Here is a 19,027-nt window from a genome sequence, read left to right on the forward strand (position 1 = left end):
ACAAGCTGGCTTCGATGGTGATGCACAGGCATCGACGACGGGCGTGACGGCCGACGTTGGCGCAGGCGTTATGGCAGGTCAAGTCCGTTTCCGACCTGTTCGAGAAAGGCGACACCGCCAAGGGCAACATCGACCTGATTGCAGTTCAGTCCAATATCGGGCCTGACTTCGAGAAGTCGAGCACTATGCTGACGACGGGCACCCTGACGGCCAATGACATCGCTAACCATGCCGATGCCGTGATGAAGGCGATGGGCCACCAGGCCAACGTCATGAATCCCGAAGGAGCTAAGGGCGGTGGCACGGGCGGGACGATAACTGCGATTGGCGTTGCATGGCGGCCACTGTCGGGAGCGTGCTCGCGGCGACGTCTTACAGGATGCCTGTTCGGTCACGCCACGTGCGATCTGATAGCGTGTACGTAAAAGAAAGCCAGTACAGTCGCGTGATGCTACGTGACACTTTCCCATGTTCTGACGTGGGAAGCGATGAAGATGAGCGAGACAACCGGGAGACGAGGCATATCCCCAGTCCGGGGCGACGACCTATGGGAACGGCTTCGGGCTATTGAGGACAAGCTATCCCTGATTATTGAAATCCTCTCGCCGGAAGATTCCGACGGGCCCACGCTTGATGAGATTCTCGGCCGATTGGTAACCTTGATCGCAGCCCAGAACCCTATGCTCAGACGTATTGATCTTACAACCGGCAGGGTGCTCGATATTCAGGAGGGCAGGATGCCCCGGTCGGCCCGGCCCAATGATGAGGATGGAGCCGATGCCTGATGATGACGTTCCGGAAAATCTCGGCTGAGAGCAGCGGTCGGCTGATCACTGCCTATTTCACGCAGGAACTGCCAGATCCAGAGCACGATTTCCGTACCCAGCCTGGAAAAGTGCCTGACGCGGATGGTGGCCGACTGACCAGCTATTACACCGGTCGCGATGGGCGGGCCTCGTGGCGACCGGGCATGCGACCCGAGATTGCAGCGGCTCTTGGCATTGATCCGAAGACACCACCTAAGAACGCGCAACTCAATCGCCTGTTTGAAGCAAAGAGGGCCGATAATGGCGATGACTGGTCAAGGAACGCCCGCAAGATCAGTGCCTATGATCTGACCCTGGCGCCACACAAATCAGTTACGCTTGCGGCCGAGTTTGCGCCGACCGAGGCCGAGAGGGCAGCCATCTGGCACGCCATTGATCGGGCAAACGACGCCACCATGCTCTATGTCGCGCGGGAAATCGGTTTCGCGCGGCGCGGTCATGGGGGCGAAGACGGTGCCAACCCGGGCGAGGTCGCCTGGGTGTCATTCCGGCATGATACCGCGCGCCCGACGGTCGAGGCGCGTGACGCGGGGACAGGCCAGACCTATCTGATCGATACGCCAACAGGCGGCGATCCCCATGCCCATATCCATAATGCCCTGTTCAATGTCGTAGTCACGGAAGAGGGACATGTGGGTTCACTCGACACGAAGCGGCTGCGATCGCGCGTTCACGAATTTGGAGCATATTTCCAGGCACAGCTCGCTGATGAACTGCGCCGGATCGGCATCGCCCAGCAATACGATGCGAATGAACAGGCGACGGTCATCTCGGCCGTGCCGCAGGATATATCGGATTTCTTCAGCAAGGGACGACGCAACGTCATCAGGGCGGCCAAGGAGTACGCCGCGGCGGAAGGAGCGGACTGGGCGCATATGCCGATCGACCGCAAGCGCCGCATCCTGTCCATGGCCGGCCTGGCAGCCCGGCTCGACAAGGACAAAGGTACGAGTGACCATGAGATATGGCGCGAGCAGGCCAGGCGTCTTGGCTGGGAGGAAAAAAGTCTGCTTGGCACGCCAGCAGCGCCTGTGGGCACCAGGGAACAACGATACGATATTGCCTACCGTTTCGCTGCCCGTCATCTCGCAAGGGAGTTTGAAACAGCCGCCGTGATCGATCACGACAAGCTCAGAACGTATGCTGCCCGGGGCCTGATCGGCACCGGCATCGAGGGTGGGGTGAAGGACATCGATCATGTCGTGGCCCTTATTGAACAGCGTGGTCTTGAACTCGGCGGGGAACGGGTCTCGCTGATTCAGGAGATGCGTGGCGACCGGCTGAGGGTGACGAATTCCGCGCAGATCGCTATCGAGGAGGACCTCGCGATTCAGGCGGCTCGTGCTTCAGGAGACCGGAGCGGGGCGCTGTCGGACCGCCAGATCACAGAAGCGATCGGACGATCGCCGCTTGACTTCGCGAGCGAACATGGAAAGACGCAAAAGGCTGCGATCTACGCTCTTGGCCGGGGCGGCGCGCTCTCCATGCTCACCGGCGTCGCGGGTTCCGGGAAGACGGCCCTGCTGTCTCCGCTGGTTGATGCGTGGAAACATGATACGCGTTATGACACGAATGGTCGCAGGGTTATCGGGATTGCCAATGCCTGGCGCCAGGCAGACGCATTACGTGAGGCCGGCATCTTTGACACAAGCGCTATGCTGCCCTTTCTGGCGCGGCTGGAGAGGGGTGACGTCGATGTGGATCGAAACACGGTACTGGTGATTGACGAGGTCGGTCAGGTCGGCCCACGCCAGATGCTTCGCCTGTTACAGGTGCAGCGTGATACTGGTTGCACGATCAAGGCGCTGGGTGACCACGAGCAGGCGCAGAATATCGAGGCAGGGGACGCCATCGAGATGTTGCGCCGGGTCCTGGATCCGGAAGATATGCCTGAACTTCTGTCCAGCGTCCGGCAGGTATCTGCAAGAAATCGCGAGATTGCTGATCTGTTTCGTGGCGCAGAACCGGAAGAGAGCGATCTGGAATCTCACGAGTTCACGGGGGCTGCGGCCAACGCGCATACGGACGAGGAAAATGATGACGACGTCCGTAACAGGTTCCATCTGAAGGAAGTCCGGGATGCGATCGATATGAAACGGGCGGATGGAACGATCCGTCTGGTCGGCGGCGACCATGAGGAAGTCCTGCAGGATATTGCCCGGCTGTATGTGACGCGTCGCGATGCTCTGGTCGCCGACGGTGCCGGCCTGCGGCGAGGCCGGACCAAGACGATCAGCATGTCGGCGCTGACCAATCAGGATGCTGCCGATCTGAGTCGTGCTGTCCGTAAAATCCTGCAGGAGCGCGGCGAGATCTCGACGCATGAAATCACCGTGCAGGCTATTGATCAGCGCGGCGAAACCTATGATCTCGCGATCGCTACGGGCGACCGGCTTCGGCTGTATCGTCGGACATGGGGCAGTGTGGATGGAAAGGGCGCCACAGTCGGAAATAACGGCGACGTGGTGGAGGTTCTGGCCCATGGCGATGCGGGGCTTCGCGTCCGCACGAAGGACGGGCTTGTTGCCGATGTCGAATGGCGGCGGTTTCGTGATGTGAAGACTGGTCGGGTAATGCTCGGGTTCGGACATGCCATGACGATTGATGCGGCACAGGGGCTTACTTCCGATGAGCATATCAATGCCCTGCCGCGAGGCGTTGAACTGGCGACGGGATTTACCTCATACGTCGCGGAAAGCCGGGCGCGTGGAACCACATGGACCATGATCTCCGATGGCGCGACGTTTGAGGCGGTCCGGAACCAGAGGCCGCTCGGGGATACCACGCCCATCACCAGTGACGACCTGTGGAATCATGTGGCAAAGAAAATGGCGCATAAACCCTATAAATCATTGGGTACGGATCTGGTTGCCCGAACCCGCAAGGCCCGGGATGCGAGGATCCGGGAACTGATCGCGCTTGGGCGCATGCAGGAGACACTGACGAAGTCAGGTCGCCCCTATGGAAGGGAGATTATTCTGGAAACGCAGGCGCGGCAGGCCGAGCGCCTGCATAAGGCGCGTCTGGCCGAGATCGACGCCAGGCTGCAGGTCATGATCAGGAACGCACCAGCAGTCATGACGGGTGCGGAGCAGACGCTTCGGAGCCAACGGGCCGCCCAGGTGCTGGGCAGGCGTCCCCCTGTGCCATCTGCGTCGCCAGGCGCCGCCAGCTAGAGCGTCCGGCTTTCTGCTGTTCTTACCGGATTTGAATCCTGCCGACCATGTGCCATACCGCGACAACATCTCAGATCTGACGCACGCTTTGGTCATTTGCGCAACGAAGTCGGCTGCGTATCGTTAGGGAGGCGGCGAGCAGTAGATAGCAGGTCAATGATGCATGATGTGTCTTTCCGGGGAGATCCTGATCCGTTCGACTGTTGGTTGAAGAAGGAGTTGCGTACTCGGTTCAATGATGTTGTACGCGAACCGATCCCTGAAAGCCTGCTATGCGTTATTGGTCCAACTGAAGCTTCCGGGCATGTTCACGCCTCAAGACCTTCCTGGACCGAAGAGGAAGCTGTGTCTGAGTGTTCTGCTGACACCGGATCCAGATGATCTCTTATCGCAGATATGGCGTCTTGATGCTGGGCGGGAAACGGGTAACAGGATTGCCGTAGAAAGCAAGAAGTGTTGACGGTCAGATGAAATACAGATGAGCAGGCGCAGGATCCTATCGGATATCTGCTCAAGAGCATACCAGTTCTGCAATCTGCCAAATCCTCGAAAACGTCGAGGACTATTCCCAATAGCGGTGCTATATACAGGGTCACAGTTTTTTCGTCTGTTGAGGTGATGGACAATGCCCGAAGAACAACAAAGACAGCTGGCGCTGACCGTGGAAATCATAACTGCTTATGTATCGGAAAATAAAATATCGCCGGACGAACTTATCAGGCTGATTGGGACTGTTTACAATTCATTGTCCGTCCCGACTGCTTCGGGCGTAAAAGAACAGATACCTGCCGTTCCCATCAAGCGGTCCGTATTTCCGGATTATATCATATGTCTTGAAGATGGGAAAAAGCTGAAAATGCTCAAACGGCATCTGCAGGCATCCTATGGCATGACGCCTGAAGAATATCGGCGGAAATGGGGACTTCCATCTCATTACCCTATGGTCGCTCCCAATTACACAGTACGCCGATCGGAACTTGCAAGAGAGATTGGGCTGGGGCGGGATATAATGTCCACTGCCACCAAATCTGGTGATGAGGACACGACAGAACCTACATTGTCTGACAGGCCGCAAGGACGTCGCCGGGGTAGAAAGAAGGCCATCCACTAAAAGGGGAACGCGCCGCCGACCGGGCGGCGCGGCGCTCTGCTGGCTCAGGAACGCGGCAATATACGAAGGCAGAACTTCTTCGCTACGTCGTAGGGTGCCGACAGCGGCTGTTCCTGTTTGACCGGACCATGATCCAGTTCGGGGCGTTACGTCGATAAATCCGGACGAAAGATGCTTTTTATACAATCCAGGTTGCGGATCGCGATCCTAAGCCTTGCGTTATGCACCTTGTGGAAGAATTCAGTTCTCAGTGAAAATCCATAAGCGATGTCTACAAAGTTGTGCTCTCACGAGGGCAGCCTGCCTTTTCCACTCGGACAATCCTTTTGCAGATCCCATGTCTGGTGACGGACAACTTTCTTCTTGTCACGGGCGGTCCACGTGTAGTCATTCAGAGAATGAATGCCTCAGCGCCTCAGAGATGGCGTTCCAAAGCGTGAATTTTTCGATCATGGGATATTCTTTCTGAATCTTGCCGCTGGGTATGAAACGAGTATCCCGTAATGACCTGATGATGCGGTCGGCATCCATATCCGGCATTTCAACAAGCTCCTTGAGTGCCTGCCGGGCATTATGGTGCGACCGGAGATATATGGCTTCCTCTTTCATGTGGTGCTTGATGGTCATCTCTAGTGCTGCGCTGAGATAGATAACGTGGGGGGCGAAATTGATATAGCGCCAGGCCGGTCTCGCCAGATCAGGGCTTGAGAAGTCGAGATTGGATTTTATCCCATCAGGATAGGTCTTCATGTCACGATCGAAAGAGACATGATCCGTGATCTGTCGCATCAGGGGTTTTGAAACCCTGTCCAGAATCTGGTCGTAGTTTCGCCTGCTCGTCGGGTCTCCAATGATGGTGGCTGAGATGGGAAGGATGATCTGGTCGGGGATGGCGCCGTCCCGCCTGAGAACGTCATTTATCAGGAACCGGTGGACACGGCCGTTCCCGTCAGAAAGAGGATGGATGTAGACAAACCCGAAGGCTGCCACGGCGCTACGCATGACAGGAGACTGTCCTTCAGTCCTGTCGAGGAAAATTTTTAATCCCTCAAGCATATCCGCTACGTCGTCTGCGGGAGGCGCGAGGTAGTGAACAACATTCTCGTACCTCATCGTGTATTCTCCAACGAATACCGGTGACAGCCGCAAGCCAAAATGCTCGGTTATTGTGACGTCACCGAGGATGTTGCGTTGCAATTCGGCAAGGTCAGTATCTGTCAGGGGGACTGTCCCTTGCCCGGTTCTCGTGGCGAGTACGTGGCTGAAGCGCTGGATCCGGTCAAGTTGATGCTCCTCACCTTCAATGGTGAAACTTGCCTTGCTTTCCCGGTTTGTCAGCCACACTGCGGCCCGGGCAAGCATGTTCTCGCCGAACTCCTGCACCAGTTCACCGTAACCGGCAGACACGTCCATCTCCGAAGCCGTCTTGAGTTGAGTGGATAGCGGGATAAAGGGACAAAAAAAGCGGTTCCCGGGCATGTTGTCACGGACGCGCCATCGGCTGACGTTGCTCATCCTGTCTGGAGACGCTGTTACCTGAAAAGATCCGTCCAGTGCGGAGACGTAGTTGCCGCCGAGGTCGACTGGCGGCACGAGCGTTTGTCCGGTGACGAACTCAAAGAGAAATGACGCCCGTCTGGCATATTGCCCTGTCGGTGCACTGTTTATCCACTCCTGGACAAAACCTGGTCCGGTCTTCGCAAAAACGCGCGCCAGCAACTCAAGGCTAGTGGGTTCGTGTCGCAGATGAAACTGCAGATGTGCGGCTGCCGTGTCGGCCGGACGCATGTTTTCGGGATATGTCTCGATGCTGTATAAATTATGATGACTGCTCGACCGGCGACTTCCAAGCTGGCTTTTGACAGCCAGTCCGCCGAATGGCTCTGCATCATATTTCAGTGCGAGCCACATGCCGCCAATCGGGTCCGCCATTCGAATTAGATTCCTGCCGAGTTGTCCAAAACCGTTTATTGATGCTTAAAATCGCATATAAACGGTGCCTTGTGTAAAAAAATATATATGGACAGCCGTGGCCACGCGTATGATTGCGTCACTTCGTCTTTGTGATCAATAATTCCCATTCGCTGAAGCGCCCTCATGGCGTTGATTTTGACTGAGAACTGATGGTACGGATCAACTGCGGCGTGATGGTTTCCTCCACTGGACAGTCAACTCTTCAGCATCCTCTCAGGACCACTGCGAGCCGTCCACACCATCAGTTCTCAATGAAAATCAACATCCTATGGCGTGACGCTTGAAGAATATCGGCGGAAGTGGGGACTTCCGTCTCATTATCCTATGGTCGCTCCCAATTACACAGTGCGCAGATCGGAACTTGCACGAGAAATCGGATTGGGGCGAGACATAACGTCTGCTGCGACAGAATTTGATGATATAGGCAACGGAACCGGCATTGCCAGAGAGGTCGCAGGAGAAGCGTCGGGGCAGAAAGAAGGCCATCCACCAAAAGCGGAGCGCGCCGTCAGACGAGGCGGCGTGGCTGTTCTTTTGATTCAGTCATGATGATGAACAGACGGCTGTCTACCTTATATCCCGACGCTAGAGTCCGGCAGACGAAAGATTCCTTTTATACAATCCAGATTGCGGATTGCGATCTGCGTGTGTGTCTTTTCCCGGAAGGCGCTACCGGGATAGAGTTCGCCGCCTTCCTGGAAAAGGCCGCGCACCGTATCATAAGGTGCGAGATGAGACCCTGTGGCTTCAATAGAATCGTGAAGATACCTGATAACAGCGCAGTCGAGGTTACGAAAAAGTTTATCACTATTTACGTCGTGCCGGGAATCATGATTCACCGGCATCGGTATATCATCCGTGCTTAATGTCTCTCGCAGGCCTTCATAGGCGGTCTTGAGCATCTCCAGGTCTTCGCGTGTCGTTAAATCAAGACAGTTGCCCAGATCTACGACCAGACCAATAACGAACGGTTTGAAACCGGAATCCCGGCGCTGTTTCTGATATGCCCATTCTTGCGCACGTAACGGGTCGGACTCCCAGACATAGAAACCCGGTCCAAGCCAATCGTAGTCGGTCTCCGACGGAGTTGGTGCGCTTTCTCCGTTAATCAGTTTCCGGCCGACCTCTTCAGAACAACCATGATAACCGAGTACAAAAGATGTATGAAGAGCTGTCAACGCAGTTACGCTTTAAGCATGCCCTCAATGCGTGGGTCACGCGTGTACTCTTTGGTAACCGCGCCTTTGCTATCGATAATCCCCATTCGCAGCAAAGCCGCATGGGCTGTCCGCTTGCTCTTCGTGTTCGCAAGGGTTTGCTTTCTTATTGCTGCCAGAGCAACCTGATGGGAGTTCAGCTTCATGGTGCTACATATAAGGCAGCCAAGTGAAGAAGTCACCCTGTTTTATCTCAGCCTGCCTGATGGAAAAGGCGGCATCCGGCTCCCTGTTGTCGCATCCCATGACCACCATCCACCCGCTCCGAAGGTCGCGTCGTAGTAATTTTCCTTTTCGGCTCGTCTGGTAGCGTAGGCCTCGTCCGTGCGACCGAAAACTTCCATTGGATATCCGTCATTCCGCGCCGTGTCCTGCAGGATGAAATCCGGGAAAACGAGATCCCGTTCCGCGTCGAAACGCAGTGGTTTTTCGAATGCGCGTCCCGCTGCCACGAGGGCATCGGCTACCGCCAGTTCATGGCTGCTTTCGAAAGGAAGCATGCTGCGAGAGACGGTCATCAGGGCACCGGTCCTGACTTCCGCCTGGATCCAGCCCCTCCACCGGCTATTGGGGGCTAGGATGTTTCGCGCCGTCACATAGAGCAGCGCTACAACATGTGCCTGCCGCGCCGCTTCGGGCAGGGCGAGCGTGGCTGCCGCCAGTTGGTGCGACCGGGCAAGACGGTTCCTCTCGGCCGCAGGCACTGTCAGAAAGCAGCGGTAACCGTCGCGCTGTCCGCTCAGGGCCATCGTGAAATTGCCCCTGGGATCTGGTTCCAGAGCCTCCACGAACCCGATCAGGAACAGATGGTTTTCCTGTCCTTCTGTCCTGACAATGGCATGGAGACGCCGTCCGAACTTTTCATGCCCTGGGGCAACAGGGCATAGAAGATCGGAGATCAGTCTGCCCTGCGCCCGGATCCTGGTTCCGGCAGAGGCAATCCGACCCAGGGCCACCGTCAGTGTGCGGTGTCTGGCAAATTGCGGCCGCCATTCGGTCAGCCCCGCCCGTTCCCACAGGAGATGGAGCAGCCCGAGAGGCGTCATCCGGCGCTGTCGCGCCTGTCCGGGCTGATCTGAAGCAGGCAGTGGCGTGTCATCGACTGGCCGGGGTGGCCCCTTGCGGCGCAGGCCGATCGACAGGGTCACAGCGACATCCCCATCCTCACCCTCGCGAATTACGCTATTGACATAGCTGGCGCGCCCACTTTTCTTCGGATCAGGCTTGTAGAAGGGGCATGTCTTTTCGTGCAACGGCCCTTCATTTGGCCAGACGGCGAGGTGATAACTGTGACTGTCCGCCCGGTAACGGATCTGTAGAGGCAATGAGGCCCCGCGATGCTGGCACAGGCATCGCGCCTTGTCAGAACGCTCCGCGCTCCGGCTCTCATCATATTTTGCCTTCAGGCGGCGTTCCCAGCGCTCCGGGTCGGTCCGGCGCCATTCGAGCTGGAACCTTTCCCCGCCGGGAAGGATGATGATCGTGCCGGTCATGCCGAGGTTTTTTCTCGCAATATCCTGATCTGGGCGAGGATTTCCTTCTCGGTCATCCCGGTGCTGGCAGCGCCCTCCTTCGATGCGCCTTTTGTCATCGCGTCCCTGACACCCAACATAAGCAGTGCCTGACGCCGGGCTACACCAGGCTGCCGGTCCACGCGGCGTTCAATAGCCTCCAGGCGTCCAAGCAGGTGACCGTCGATGGGAGGTATGGTGCGGGGCTGTGTCCGAAAACCGGGTTTCGGGATGGAGGCAGCGTGACGCAGCATATAGGAAAATGGTGTCAGCATGTCTGTTCCGGCTGCGTGCTCATTCTCTTCATCGTCATTGGCGGTCGCAACCCGGCGTGGTGCGGCGGCGACTGCTGCACCAATCTGTGCAAAATTGCACAGGATGTCTTGAGAACCTGGACCGAGGCGGTCGACTGCTTCCTGGAGTGCGCGAACATCCGGCTCGTCGTGTACCGTGGTCAGTTCAGACTGAAACAGGCCGCCTTCGATCGTCGCGAGGAGGGCGAGCAACTGCTGGTCCGGGGGCACCCGATTCAGGTCCAGCGGCGCTGCAAGCATGACCGGCTGAGCCATGCGGATCGCGCCTGACCGCCCATTGACGGCGGCAAAGAACGTCTTCGAATGGACGATGCGACCGGCATACATCGTTATGGCCTCGCCCTCGATGAGTGACTGAAGGTCTGCCCAGGGAATACGGGCGACTTCCCGGACTTCGGCGCCCCGTCCTTCCCGGTAACTTCCGGCGGAGTTGCCTTCAAAATGCGTGGCTTGACTGACCTCGATCCGATCGGACTGCTTTTCGATCCACTCGCGCGTGCGCATGGCATCCTGCAGGCGCATGGCGTGGGTGAGGTTGGCGTTGCCGAGCAGGGTAAAGGCTTTGTCGCCGATGCGTGTCGTAAGACCCGGAAGATCCTGAAACCCCAGCCAGAACATGCAGTTCAGGCCGCGTCCCATGGCCAGCTGCCGGTCCATGCCGTCCGTGACGTAGGCGGAGAGTTCGTCGTAGAAAAAATGGAACGGCGCGTCGCCGCTGCCTGCCTTGAGCTTGAAGACCTGCTCGGCGGGGCCGTCAAGGCGGGCGCCAAGAAGCTGGGCCATGACGCCGCGGCCGGCCGCGACCACGATCTTGCCCAGTCCGGCCAGCGTATCCGATGAATTCTCCAGCGCGGGCAGCGTGACGACGAGAATGCGGCGGTTCAGCACCACATCGCGCATGTCGATATCAGGGATCTGGGCGCGGAATATGTGCCCGAGACTGACGCCAAGCTGCGTGAAGACCCGGGTGAAATACATCTTGGCGTAGCCATGCTGCTCGCTCGGTTTGTTTTCTTTCTGCTCATTCCACGCCAGAGAGGAATCATATCCTGGCAGTTCGCCCAGATAGGCCTGGGCCGGATAGAGGATGTCGTCGGGAATTTCGGGCACGCTGATCTCGATGGGGTGATCGAAGCCGGGATTGCGGATCAGGAATACGCGATGCCGGGCCAGCGTGCCGATCCAGCGCAGTTCCATGGCGTAGCGCATGGTCTCGATGTTGATCGGCACGCCGTGGGTGTCGCGCATCCAGGTCAGCACTGGCGCGATCGTGCCGGCAAGGCCGACAGCACGGTCCCGAAAGACGCCGTTGGCGTCATTGCTCGACGGCTCACCAAGCTGGCTGACCAGCATTTCACGGATGGCGTCGGCGTTGCCGGTCGCAAACGGATTGAACGTATTGGACTGGCGGATGCCGCTTGCGGTCAGAAAATTGAGATTGAGCACCTGGTCGTCCAGCCCGAAGCGGCGGGCAAGCGCCAGTACATCGCCGTGGACCGTGTTGTCACCCTTGCCGTCGATCAGGATGAACCCGGATCCGTGCGCAAGAGGATTGGCCAGCAGGGAGATGGCGGATGTCGTTTTGCCTGCACCCGTTGTGCCTGGCACGGCGGCGTGCTGGCGCCCCGCGTCGGATGAAAGCCAGAGTTGCTGGCCAGTCAGTCCGTCCGTTCCAAGATATATGATGCCTGCCGCCGCTCGCGGCCGACGGGTTTTGGGGTCAAGATCGTGTTTGTCCTTCAGTCCGGAATATCTGGGCAGATGAAAAGGCAGCACGGGTTGGCGGGTCATGACCCAGAGCGTCAGGCAAAGGGCGAGGGGAAAGGTGATCCCGACGATCGCGGGAGCCAGCACGCTGAGCCCTGCCAGAATCATGAGGGCGAACCCGGAACTGCTGGATTGCAGCTCTTCGGCGATCCGGACCGTGAAGGGACGCGTGTCGCGATAGGTAGAGCCGTGTTTCAGTTGCTGGTGGACCTGCGGCCCGCCGATCTCGCGCTTCACCATGCGTCAGTCTTCCAGCCCGAAAGGAGATTTTCCCGTGTCGATCATGGGCGCCACGGGCGCGGTTGGTGCCGTGGGGGAAACCGGCGCCGTCGGCGCTGTCTGCGCGCTACCTGGGGGTTGCGGATAAGTGACGACGGGCCGCTGCGTCATGATGCGTCGTGCGGCATCGATTTCCGCGCTCGCCGGGTGACCGTCGGGATTGCCGACCACATTCCCGTCGACCGGCATGCGTGCGCCCGGGACATAGGTTGAGCGGCCCCCTGACGCGCCTTCGTCCGTCATGGGCGAGCCGGAGAGTGGGGGTAGAATTGCAGGCGGTCGTAGCATGCCAGCGGGCCCCGTGTCGGGAACAGCGCGGTCGGAAACCATGGCCTGACGTGTGCCGATGATCAGGATGGCGGCCAGCCCCCCGGCGATGAGCGCGGGCAATGCCTTTTTCAGGCGCCCGCGTCGTGCTGCTGCCGTTTCTGGTACAGTCGGTGCCGCATCGCTTGTCTTCGTCTGCCCGAAATCAGATCCGAGATGGAGATGGAGATGGAGGGGCTGTAAGCCTGTCCCGTCGAGTTCAACGGTGATGGGCGCCCGGCCATCAGCGTGGAGGATGATACGGGTCATGGGAAGATCCTTGTGCTTCGGGCATCGGGCGCAGGATGGCGAGTGCGTTCTCAACCGCAGGGATGTAGATCGGACGCTGGTAGCGCCGTTCTTCGCTCCAGTGCGCACGCGCGCCGGCGGCCTCGATGCGGGGATTGGGATGAAGGTCTTCGGCCGGGATTTCAGCAGGAAAGCCGAGTGAGTGCAGCGCGTACCACAATGATCGGTCGATGAGCTTCACGATGGCGAATGAGGAGGGTGCCAGTACGCCCGCCTGCCGCCGGGCCTCGTGCAGCAGGGTCATGAGCGCGGTCACGCTCCATCCGCTGCGCTCGCAGACCGTATCGATACAGTTTTTGATTTCCTTGTCCTGCAGGGCAGAGCGGGCGCTTCGCACAACGGACTCTGGCACCGTGAGCGGCGCCAGCGGACCATGGGGACCATCAAGGCCAGCGTCGGCCAGGCAGGCAGAGAGTTCACCAAGCAGGGCGAGGGCTTCCCGGCGCCTCTGGAGGTAGTGCATCGCAAAGGCAACGAGAAGCACCTGTTCGACAGGGGACGCGGCGTGGATGCTGGACCAGTGGCGGCCCAGCTGGCGCGTGAACGCTTCGAGCGCGCCGGTTTCACTGTAGCGGTCCTGTGCATCGACAGCGAAGCGCGCGCGCCATTCGGCACGTGTCAGGGCCGGGTCCGCGGGCAGGGGAGTACCATCCGTAGGCGTTACAAGCCTGTCCAGTCGACGTCGGACGAAGCCTTTCAGTGTCGGAAACATTTCTGCCTGGACTGCGATCAGACCTTCCAGATCGAGCGCCTTTGCAAAACGGCCGGGGGCAGCACGCCACATGCATAACCCGCCCATGAGCGCAATCACGATGGCCACCGGCCATTTCAGGGCATTGCCCAGGATCGCAAGGCCATAATAAAGCTGGATCGCCCGCACCAGGTCCGGTCGATATTGTGCGGCCTGCAACTGGAACCGCAGGCGCATCAGGTCGGGATCGGACGTATGCAGCAGGTTGATCTGCCCCAGCATGGCCCGCAGATAGAAGGCCGTGATCTGCGTATGCCACAGGCTCCAGGCCATGTAGCTGAACAGCAGGACCCCGACGATGATGATGATCGAGGAAAAGAGCAGATAGTCATCGCTGGATGACCATGGGACGCGGTTTGTGCTCATGAGCGATCGTCCCTGCGGCTTCTGGCCATCATCGTGAGGGCGATGTCGTAGAAACGCCGGAGATAGGCGTTGCCATGGCGTGGGGTATGAGAGTGATAGAATGCCACGGCCTGCCAGAGGTCGCCGTGTGCCTCGTGCATCGCCTGACCAAGGATCCAGGCGCCTGCCTCGATATTGGCGCACGAACTGTCGCGCAGCGCCGCATATGTTTGCGCGGGCGTGCTGTGCCATCGCCTCGCGATGCGATCAACCCATGTCGTGTTGACCTGCATCGGTCCGAGATCCGCCGTGCCGTTACCGTTCGGGCTGACCATTCCGGGACGGCCGGCCTCGACATAGAGGAGGACGAGCAGCACGCCACGGGGCACACCGGAGATTTTTGCCGAAGCCTCCAGACACGTTGCAATCTGGCGGCCATTTTCTTCGATGCTCGTGGCGCGGGCGGTCGTGCTGGCGACAAAAAAGGGAAACGCCCCGAATGCCGCCAGAGCGAGACGGGGGATCATGTCGCCCCCTGCAAGGTCGGCGCGACATCAGCGATCCGGCCATGGGCTTCGCCCCAGAAGTCGATCAGATGATTGAGGACCAGCGCGTCGTCCATCTCCGCAAGCCTCATCGTGACATCGATCAGACATAACATCACGACCGTAAATGAACCGGCGCGCACCTTGCGGACGGCATAGCCGAGCGCGCTGTCGGGCGTCCTGCTGACATCAAGGGCAAAGCCCGTTCCCGTCAGTTCCAGCCACTGGGTTTCGGCACTGATCAGGAAAATGGGCAGATAGGCTTCAGGGTGTGCCGCGTCAGCCGGTGATACGACCACCCGTTTTCCGGTGCCACGGTCCAGCAGTTCAATCGGCTTGCCGATTTTGGCCAGAAGCCGTGTCTGCGCCGCACTGATCGCCGCCAGGTCGATCGCGCTCATGAGAACCGCCTCCTTTGCCATGTCGGCAGGGCGGTGCGGACCGGCCCGATGAGGAAGCGTCGCATGGAGCGTATCGCGGCCGGCAGCGTCAGCCCGAAAAACGAGATCGTGCCGAAAAACACCACGCCGAAGACCCCGATCAGCAGGGTGGTGAGGCTCCAGTGTGTCACGGAGATGAGAATGGGAAAACAGGCGCGGGCATCGAGAATGAAAACCCGGACAGGATAGGCCGTTGCACGCCACATCACGCGTCTCTCCTTTCTTCCGCCAGAGCGGTGTCTTCGGTGATCAGATCGGCATCAAGCAGTTTGCGGATGGCCTTTCCGAAAGACTGGCCCTGCGCCTCGACCGCGTCGGCCACGACGTCCGGCCAGTCTGTTGGCTCGGTCCGGGTCAGCTTGCGGCGCAGATCACGATCGAAGGTGAGGAATTCGCGGATCGCAACACGCCCGCCGCCCTTGCGGGGCACAAGGCGCTGGTTGATGCAGAACCGGAGCGCCTGAGCGAGGGCCGAGACGAGGTTGTCACGTTCCGAGGGCGGACAGAGCGCGATCGCGCGCTGGATCATGAGGGAGACGCTGTCTGCATGCAGCGTCGTGCCCAGGATACCGCCCATCATGGCGATATTGATGGCTGCATTCATGGTCTCGCCGTCCCGACATTCCGTGATGATGCCATCGCTCATCTCGCGGCGTGTCAGGCTGCGGGTGAACGTGGGAAAAGTCAGGGTAGGAGGGCGGATCTCCGTCTGGCTGATCCGCGAGCCTGAAGGCGGTCGCAGGTCGTCCAGCAGGAACTCGATGGGCTCCTCGCCAGTTGCCATGTCGCAATACACGGTCGGGTCCATGAGTTTTTCGATGGCAAGCCCGAATTGCAACGTGGTCTTTCCGGAACCGGTTGCCCCACCAAACAGGACCATGCCGCTTTTGAGCCTGTTCGTGTCCCGGATTTCCTGTTCGACCATCTGCTGGTCAAGGCTTGCGGGACGCGCGGGGATCGGACGCATGACGACGTGGACGCCGCTGCCCCGCTTGACCGAAATGGGTGAAAGATTGATCCGGAAACGCAGATTGACCTTGCGGTCCAGTGCCACGCTGTAGGCCGTATCGAGGATATGGCCGACACCAAGCATGGCCATCCCGTCAGAGGCATAGACATGGCCGACGATATCCGCCAGCGCGAGGGAGTCCGTCGCTTTACATGTGGCGTAGCGGATCACGCCGTGCACCTTGATCGTGACCGGATGGCCGGTCTTGATGTCGATGCGCGAGGCGCCGAGGCCATGCGCCCAGCGAAGGAGGGAGTCCAGCCCCGGCGCGTTACGCCGTCGCTCCTCGACCCAGGCAAACGCTTTCCTGCCTTCATCCGGCCAGCGTTCGTCGGTCGTGACGGGGATGGTGATATTCATCGGCAATGCTCCGGATAACCGTAGTCGCTTCCGCGCCGGACGTGGCCCTGAAGCCCCGGCTGGCTCGCGATCCGGATCGTGCGGTCATTGAGGTGGAGGGTGTCTCCTCCTCCCACGGCGTCCTGGTGCTCGAACACGACGCGCGGTTCTTCGACGCGCCCGGCGTTCAGCAGCACCCGGTAGCGGGCCATGCCGGTAATGTCGCGCTGCAGGCGCGACAGGTCGGAGAGGAAGATCTCGGTTGCCTGCTTTTCTCCATCTGCCCAGCCTTCGGCCACCCACTGGTTCCAGTGTGACACTTCCGCCTTTGTGCGGGGCAGGGCCGCGGCTACCGGGTGATGCGGTTTGCCCCATGTCCGGACGAGATACGTGCGCCAGTCCGGGGGCGCGGATGTCAGTTGTGCCTCCCGGGTGATCTCGAAAACACATTCTGTCTCGTGCGCCACCTGGCCGGTGTCATTGAGCGCGAAGGCCATCTGTGCCTCGGTGACGATGGGGGGCTGCATGAGGGTCTGGCCACTCCCGATCGGAAGCACGATCGACCGGAAATCATAAGTGGCGTCGAGTGTCTCCTCATGGCGCCGCAGCATCTCGTTGATGGCGAATGCCCGGGCGGCCAGACCGCCCTGCGCGCCGTAAATATGCGCGGCTTCCCGAAGCTGGGCGCTTCGACCGGGTTTCAGGTCATCGCCTAGCTCGTCATTGGGGCGGGTGTTCTCAAGGGCCTCAAGAGAGGGTGGCGCTTCGCCGCCGACCACCTCGTCGAGCGTTGAGGCCCCTGTCACCGGTTTATTGATGGGATTGGCAAGGGCGGGGTCAGCCCCGTCCACCTGATCCGCACCCGGCTGGGGCGGCTGTGGCTCCGGGACCAATGTGCCGCTGCGGGCCGATGGCGGGGATGGAGACGATCTCGGTAGCCGGACGTGCTGCCCCTCCTCAATGACAACCTTCCCCGTGGAGACAGACGCCGCATGGGTCGGGCTGCCTGCGGCCGTCACGACGATGGCCGAAGATAGAAAGAGCGCCATCTTACGCATGCCAGGCCACCGTTATCGCGTGGTGAAGCGGGTCTACCGAGACCATGGCCTGATCTCCGGCCTGATCGCCCAATGTCCGAAGGATATCCACCACGGCGGCAACGCTGTTGGTCGCGACGCGCATTGCGCGGGGATGGCCGGTGACAATCACGCTATAGCCAATCTCCTGGCCGAGTTTTGCGACTGCCTTGCCCAGCGGGCCGTCCCACACGAACCAGATCCGGCGGGTCAGGTCATCGGGGAGCGGGGGTTGGTTGGCAGATGCCACGACCGGAGACGGGCGGATGCTGCCAAGTTCACGAAGATCAGTCGTGGTCTCTGCTATTGACCGCTGCAAGGCCAGTTCAGGATTGGCCATGCCGGTCGTCGCAATGGGAGAAGGTGACGACAGGCTCTGCGCACAGGCGTTGAGCGCCATGGGCAAAAGAAAAATGAGCAGAGAATGTTTCATGAGCTTCTCCGGATAATGGGAGCAGCTTCGAAGATCATCTTGCGACTGCTACAGCAAAAATTGGCTGCGTTGCTTTTTCTTTCATGTGGGTCTCGAGAGCAGCTTTAGACCTTCTCCGGGGAGATGCTCTCGCCGGATTAAACCTAAGGGGCCCTCTAAGGTGCTCAGTACAACTTGATATATTTTAACCATTCCCTATTACGGAGTGCATTGGAGATGCACATGATAGAGATTCGACGTGTCAAATAAGAGACATCGCCGCTGCGTGCAGCCATCGGTTGCACGCTCTTGTGGTCACCAGACCCGAGCGCCAGTTGTTGTTCGTCGCCAGTTTCCGCTACAGCGAGTCTTCTACGGATCACGGACTGCACCCATTGGGAATCCTTATTCCCATTTGTCTATTAAGGTAGTGCATAAGGTCAATTATGCTCGGAATAACAGTACAGATCGCTTATTTGTTTATGGTAATCATTACGTTTTCCGTCCCTTCTAATCGGGCGTGGCTTATCTGGGATAATTCAGTTGAGAAAATTCGTACAAACTATAATACTGCATCGTGTATGCGATGACTGATTTTATCCGACAATTAAAAATGAAACATATTTGTGTTGAGGTTTAATAATGAAAAAAATCGCGATTTTTCTAAGAAAGGAATTGAGGGTTAATCGCTTCAGTGCAGCTGTAAGAGGAGCGTTAAATTCTCCATCTATAAACAATGTCATTATATGCAGCGGCTTTTTTCAAGAGGACGCTTCCTATAGCGTATCTCGTGCTAAATTCAATTTACGAGGGCGACTCACATCTTCCTCCCCTTTAAATTTAGAAATTTTCGGGTATTATCATAGGCAACGTTCCGCGTTTTTAAGATTTCTTGGCAATGTTGTACGTATAAATCGTGGGTCTCCTGCTCTTGGTGTCTCTGGCTATAGGATTCCTGGAGACAAGTGGCACGCAAAAATCTCTATTGCAAAAATTAATAATATTCCAGTCTTTGCTTCAATAGGTAGTAGCAACATTACTAGAAGAGCGTTTGATAACGTGAGAAATTTCAACTACGAATGTGATGTTATATTTTGGGATGAAACGGTTTCAGAAATAGACAATATAATGAACGAAATAATAGGAGAGGAAGCTTATTTGTTCCCATCAGTTATTGTAGCAAATTATGATGAAAAAAACCCTGTGAATGCTACACCTCTGCCAGATAGGATATTGGAATTGGAGCGTGAAATAAGAAGAAAAGCCACGCCAATATAGAAATTTCTAAGATATTAAAATATTAAATATAATATATTTCT

17 protein-coding genes and 1 pseudogene are annotated in these 19,027 nt (G+C 58.2%); 6 read left to right on the forward strand and 12 right to left on the reverse strand.

Annotated elements, in window-relative coordinates; genetic code table 11:
* Positions 1-56: 56 nt before the first annotated feature.
* From GLX_RS14770 to GLX_RS17585, 4 genes are all read left to right on the forward strand, one after another.
* A complete protein-coding gene (locus tag GLX_RS14770; protein ID WP_023524152.1) occupies positions 57-425 on the forward strand; it encodes a hypothetical protein in 369 nt (122 codons plus the stop codon).
* 63 nt (positions 426-488) lie between these two features.
* Positions 489-785: a hypothetical protein gene (locus GLX_RS14775; protein WP_010511920.1), complete on the forward strand. Its 297-nt coding sequence runs from the start codon at positions 489-491 to the stop codon at positions 783-785.
* A complete protein-coding gene (gene mobF, locus GLX_RS14780) occupies positions 785-4,003 on the forward strand; it encodes a MobF family relaxase (protein ID WP_014106803.1) in 3,219 nt (1,072 codons plus the stop codon). The genes GLX_RS14775 and mobF overlap by 1 nt, the downstream gene beginning before the upstream one ends.
* A 625-nt stretch (positions 4,004-4,628) precedes the next feature.
* Positions 4,629-5,114, forward strand: a complete 486-nt coding sequence (locus tag GLX_RS17585) for a Ros/MucR family transcriptional regulator (RefSeq protein WP_014106805.1) — start codon at positions 4,629-4,631, stop codon at positions 5,112-5,114.
* A 387-nt stretch (positions 5,115-5,501) separates the two neighbouring features.
* Here GLX_RS17585 and GLX_RS14790 read toward each other — a convergent pair whose 3' ends face one another.
* Positions 5,502-7,046, reverse strand: a complete 1,545-nt coding sequence (locus GLX_RS14790) for a Fic family protein (protein WP_014106806.1) — start codon at positions 7,044-7,046, stop codon at positions 5,502-5,504.
* Between the two features lie 306 nt (positions 7,047-7,352).
* Here GLX_RS14790 and GLX_RS17590 point away from each other — a divergent pair.
* Positions 7,353-7,626, forward strand: a pseudogene (locus GLX_RS17590) (MucR family transcriptional regulator); the annotation flags it as partial.
* A 34-nt stretch (positions 7,627-7,660) separates the two neighbouring features.
* Here the strand turns inward: GLX_RS17590 and GLX_RS17595 are convergent.
* The 11 genes from GLX_RS17595 to GLX_RS14850 form a co-directional block, all read right to left on the reverse strand.
* Positions 7,661-8,266, reverse strand: coding sequence for a hypothetical protein (locus tag GLX_RS17595; protein WP_007396654.1), 606 nt, complete (start codon positions 8,264-8,266; stop codon positions 7,661-7,663).
* Between the two features lie 227 nt (positions 8,267-8,493).
* Complete coding sequence (locus GLX_RS14805; RefSeq protein WP_014106808.1) at positions 8,494-9,798, reverse strand: DUF1173 family protein; 1,305 nt, start codon at positions 9,796-9,798, stop codon at positions 8,494-8,496.
* Positions 9,795-12,137, reverse strand: a complete 2,343-nt coding sequence (locus GLX_RS14810) for a type IV secretory system conjugative DNA transfer family protein (protein ID WP_014106809.1) — start codon at positions 12,135-12,137, stop codon at positions 9,795-9,797. Before GLX_RS14810 ends, GLX_RS14805 begins: the two co-directional genes overlap by 4 nt.
* 3 nt (positions 12,138-12,140) lie before the next feature.
* Complete coding sequence (locus tag GLX_RS14815) at positions 12,141-12,752, reverse strand: hypothetical protein (RefSeq protein ID WP_014106810.1); 612 nt, start codon at positions 12,750-12,752, stop codon at positions 12,141-12,143.
* Complete coding sequence (locus tag GLX_RS14820) at positions 12,727-13,908, reverse strand: secretion/conjugation apparatus DotM-related subunit (RefSeq protein ID WP_014106811.1); 1,182 nt, start codon at positions 13,906-13,908, stop codon at positions 12,727-12,729. Before GLX_RS14820 ends, GLX_RS14815 begins: the two co-directional genes overlap by 26 nt.
* Entirely contained in the window at positions 13,905-14,414 is a 510-nt protein-coding gene (locus GLX_RS14825) for a lytic transglycosylase domain-containing protein (RefSeq protein WP_014106812.1), read from the reverse strand. The genes GLX_RS14820 and GLX_RS14825 overlap by 4 nt, the downstream gene beginning before the upstream one ends.
* Positions 14,411-14,833, reverse strand: coding sequence for a hypothetical protein (locus GLX_RS14830; RefSeq protein WP_023524151.1), 423 nt, complete (start codon positions 14,831-14,833; stop codon positions 14,411-14,413). Before GLX_RS14830 ends, GLX_RS14825 begins: the two co-directional genes overlap by 4 nt.
* Positions 14,830-15,078, reverse strand: a complete 249-nt coding sequence (icmT, locus tag GLX_RS14835) for an IcmT/TraK family protein (protein ID WP_014106814.1) — start codon at positions 15,076-15,078, stop codon at positions 14,830-14,832. The genes GLX_RS14830 and icmT overlap by 4 nt, the downstream gene beginning before the upstream one ends.
* A complete protein-coding gene (locus tag GLX_RS14840) occupies positions 15,078-16,241 on the reverse strand; it encodes a type IV pilus twitching motility protein PilT (protein ID WP_014106815.1) in 1,164 nt (387 codons plus the stop codon). The genes icmT and GLX_RS14840 overlap by 1 nt, the downstream gene beginning before the upstream one ends.
* Positions 16,238-17,278, reverse strand: a complete 1,041-nt coding sequence (locus tag GLX_RS14845; RefSeq protein WP_041247916.1) for a type IV secretory system conjugative DNA transfer family protein — start codon at positions 17,276-17,278, stop codon at positions 16,238-16,240. The genes GLX_RS14840 and GLX_RS14845 overlap by 4 nt, the downstream gene beginning before the upstream one ends.
* Complete coding sequence (locus GLX_RS14850) at positions 17,271-17,729, reverse strand: DotD/TraH family lipoprotein (RefSeq protein ID WP_014106817.1); 459 nt, start codon at positions 17,727-17,729, stop codon at positions 17,271-17,273. The genes GLX_RS14845 and GLX_RS14850 overlap by 8 nt, the downstream gene beginning before the upstream one ends.
* A 621-nt stretch (positions 17,730-18,350) precedes the next feature.
* Here GLX_RS14850 and GLX_RS17600 point away from each other — a divergent pair.
* On the forward strand, positions 18,351-18,986 hold the full coding sequence (locus tag GLX_RS17600) for a phospholipase D-like domain-containing protein (RefSeq protein WP_014106818.1): 636 nt from the start codon (positions 18,351-18,353) through the stop codon (positions 18,984-18,986).
* The last annotated feature ends 41 nt before the right edge of the window (positions 18,987-19,027 follow it).

It is taken from the genome of Komagataeibacter medellinensis NBRC 3288 (assembly GCF_000182745.2).
In the GTDB taxonomy this organism is placed as follows: Bacteria; Pseudomonadota; Alphaproteobacteria; order Acetobacterales; family Acetobacteraceae; genus Komagataeibacter; species Komagataeibacter medellinensis.

What these genes read in the sequence shown, in the direction of transcription:
- GLX_RS14775 (WP_010511920.1), top strand. Translation starts at nt 489, where the DNA reads ATGAAGATGAGCGAGACAACCGGGAGACGAGGCATATCCCCAGTCCGG.
- mobF (WP_014106803.1), top strand. Translation starts at nt 785, where the DNA reads ATGATGACGTTCCGGAAAATCTCGGCTGAGAGCAGCGGTCGGCTGATC.
- GLX_RS17585 (WP_014106805.1), top strand. Translation starts at nt 4,629, where the DNA reads ATGCCCGAAGAACAACAAAGACAGCTGGCGCTGACCGTGGAAATCATA.
- GLX_RS14790 (WP_014106806.1), bottom strand. Translation starts at nt 7,046, where the DNA reads ATGGCGGACCCGATTGGCGGCATGTGGCTCGCACTGAAATATGATGCA.
- GLX_RS14805 (WP_014106808.1), bottom strand. Translation starts at nt 9,798, where the DNA reads ATGACCGGCACGATCATCATCCTTCCCGGCGGGGAAAGGTTCCAGCTC.
- GLX_RS14810 (WP_014106809.1), bottom strand. Translation starts at nt 12,137, where the DNA reads ATGGTGAAGCGCGAGATCGGCGGGCCGCAGGTCCACCAGCAACTGAAA.
- GLX_RS14815 (WP_014106810.1), bottom strand. Translation starts at nt 12,752, where the DNA reads ATGACCCGTATCATCCTCCACGCTGATGGCCGGGCGCCCATCACCGTT.
- GLX_RS14820 (WP_014106811.1), bottom strand. Translation starts at nt 13,908, where the DNA reads ATGAGCACAAACCGCGTCCCATGGTCATCCAGCGATGACTATCTGCTC.
- GLX_RS14825 (WP_014106812.1), bottom strand. Translation starts at nt 14,414, where the DNA reads ATGATCCCCCGTCTCGCTCTGGCGGCATTCGGGGCGTTTCCCTTTTTT.
- GLX_RS14830 (WP_023524151.1), bottom strand. Translation starts at nt 14,833, where the DNA reads ATGAGCGCGATCGACCTGGCGGCGATCAGTGCGGCGCAGACACGGCTT.
- icmT (WP_014106814.1), bottom strand. Translation starts at nt 15,078, where the DNA reads ATGTGGCGTGCAACGGCCTATCCTGTCCGGGTTTTCATTCTCGATGCC.
- GLX_RS14840 (WP_014106815.1), bottom strand. Translation starts at nt 16,241, where the DNA reads ATGAATATCACCATCCCCGTCACGACCGACGAACGCTGGCCGGATGAA.
- GLX_RS14845 (WP_041247916.1), bottom strand. Translation starts at nt 17,278, where the DNA reads ATGCGTAAGATGGCGCTCTTTCTATCTTCGGCCATCGTCGTGACGGCC.
- GLX_RS14850 (WP_014106817.1), bottom strand. Translation starts at nt 17,729, where the DNA reads ATGAAACATTCTCTGCTCATTTTTCTTTTGCCCATGGCGCTCAACGCC.
- GLX_RS17600 (WP_014106818.1), top strand. Translation starts at nt 18,351, where the DNA reads ATGAAAAAAATCGCGATTTTTCTAAGAAAGGAATTGAGGGTTAATCGC.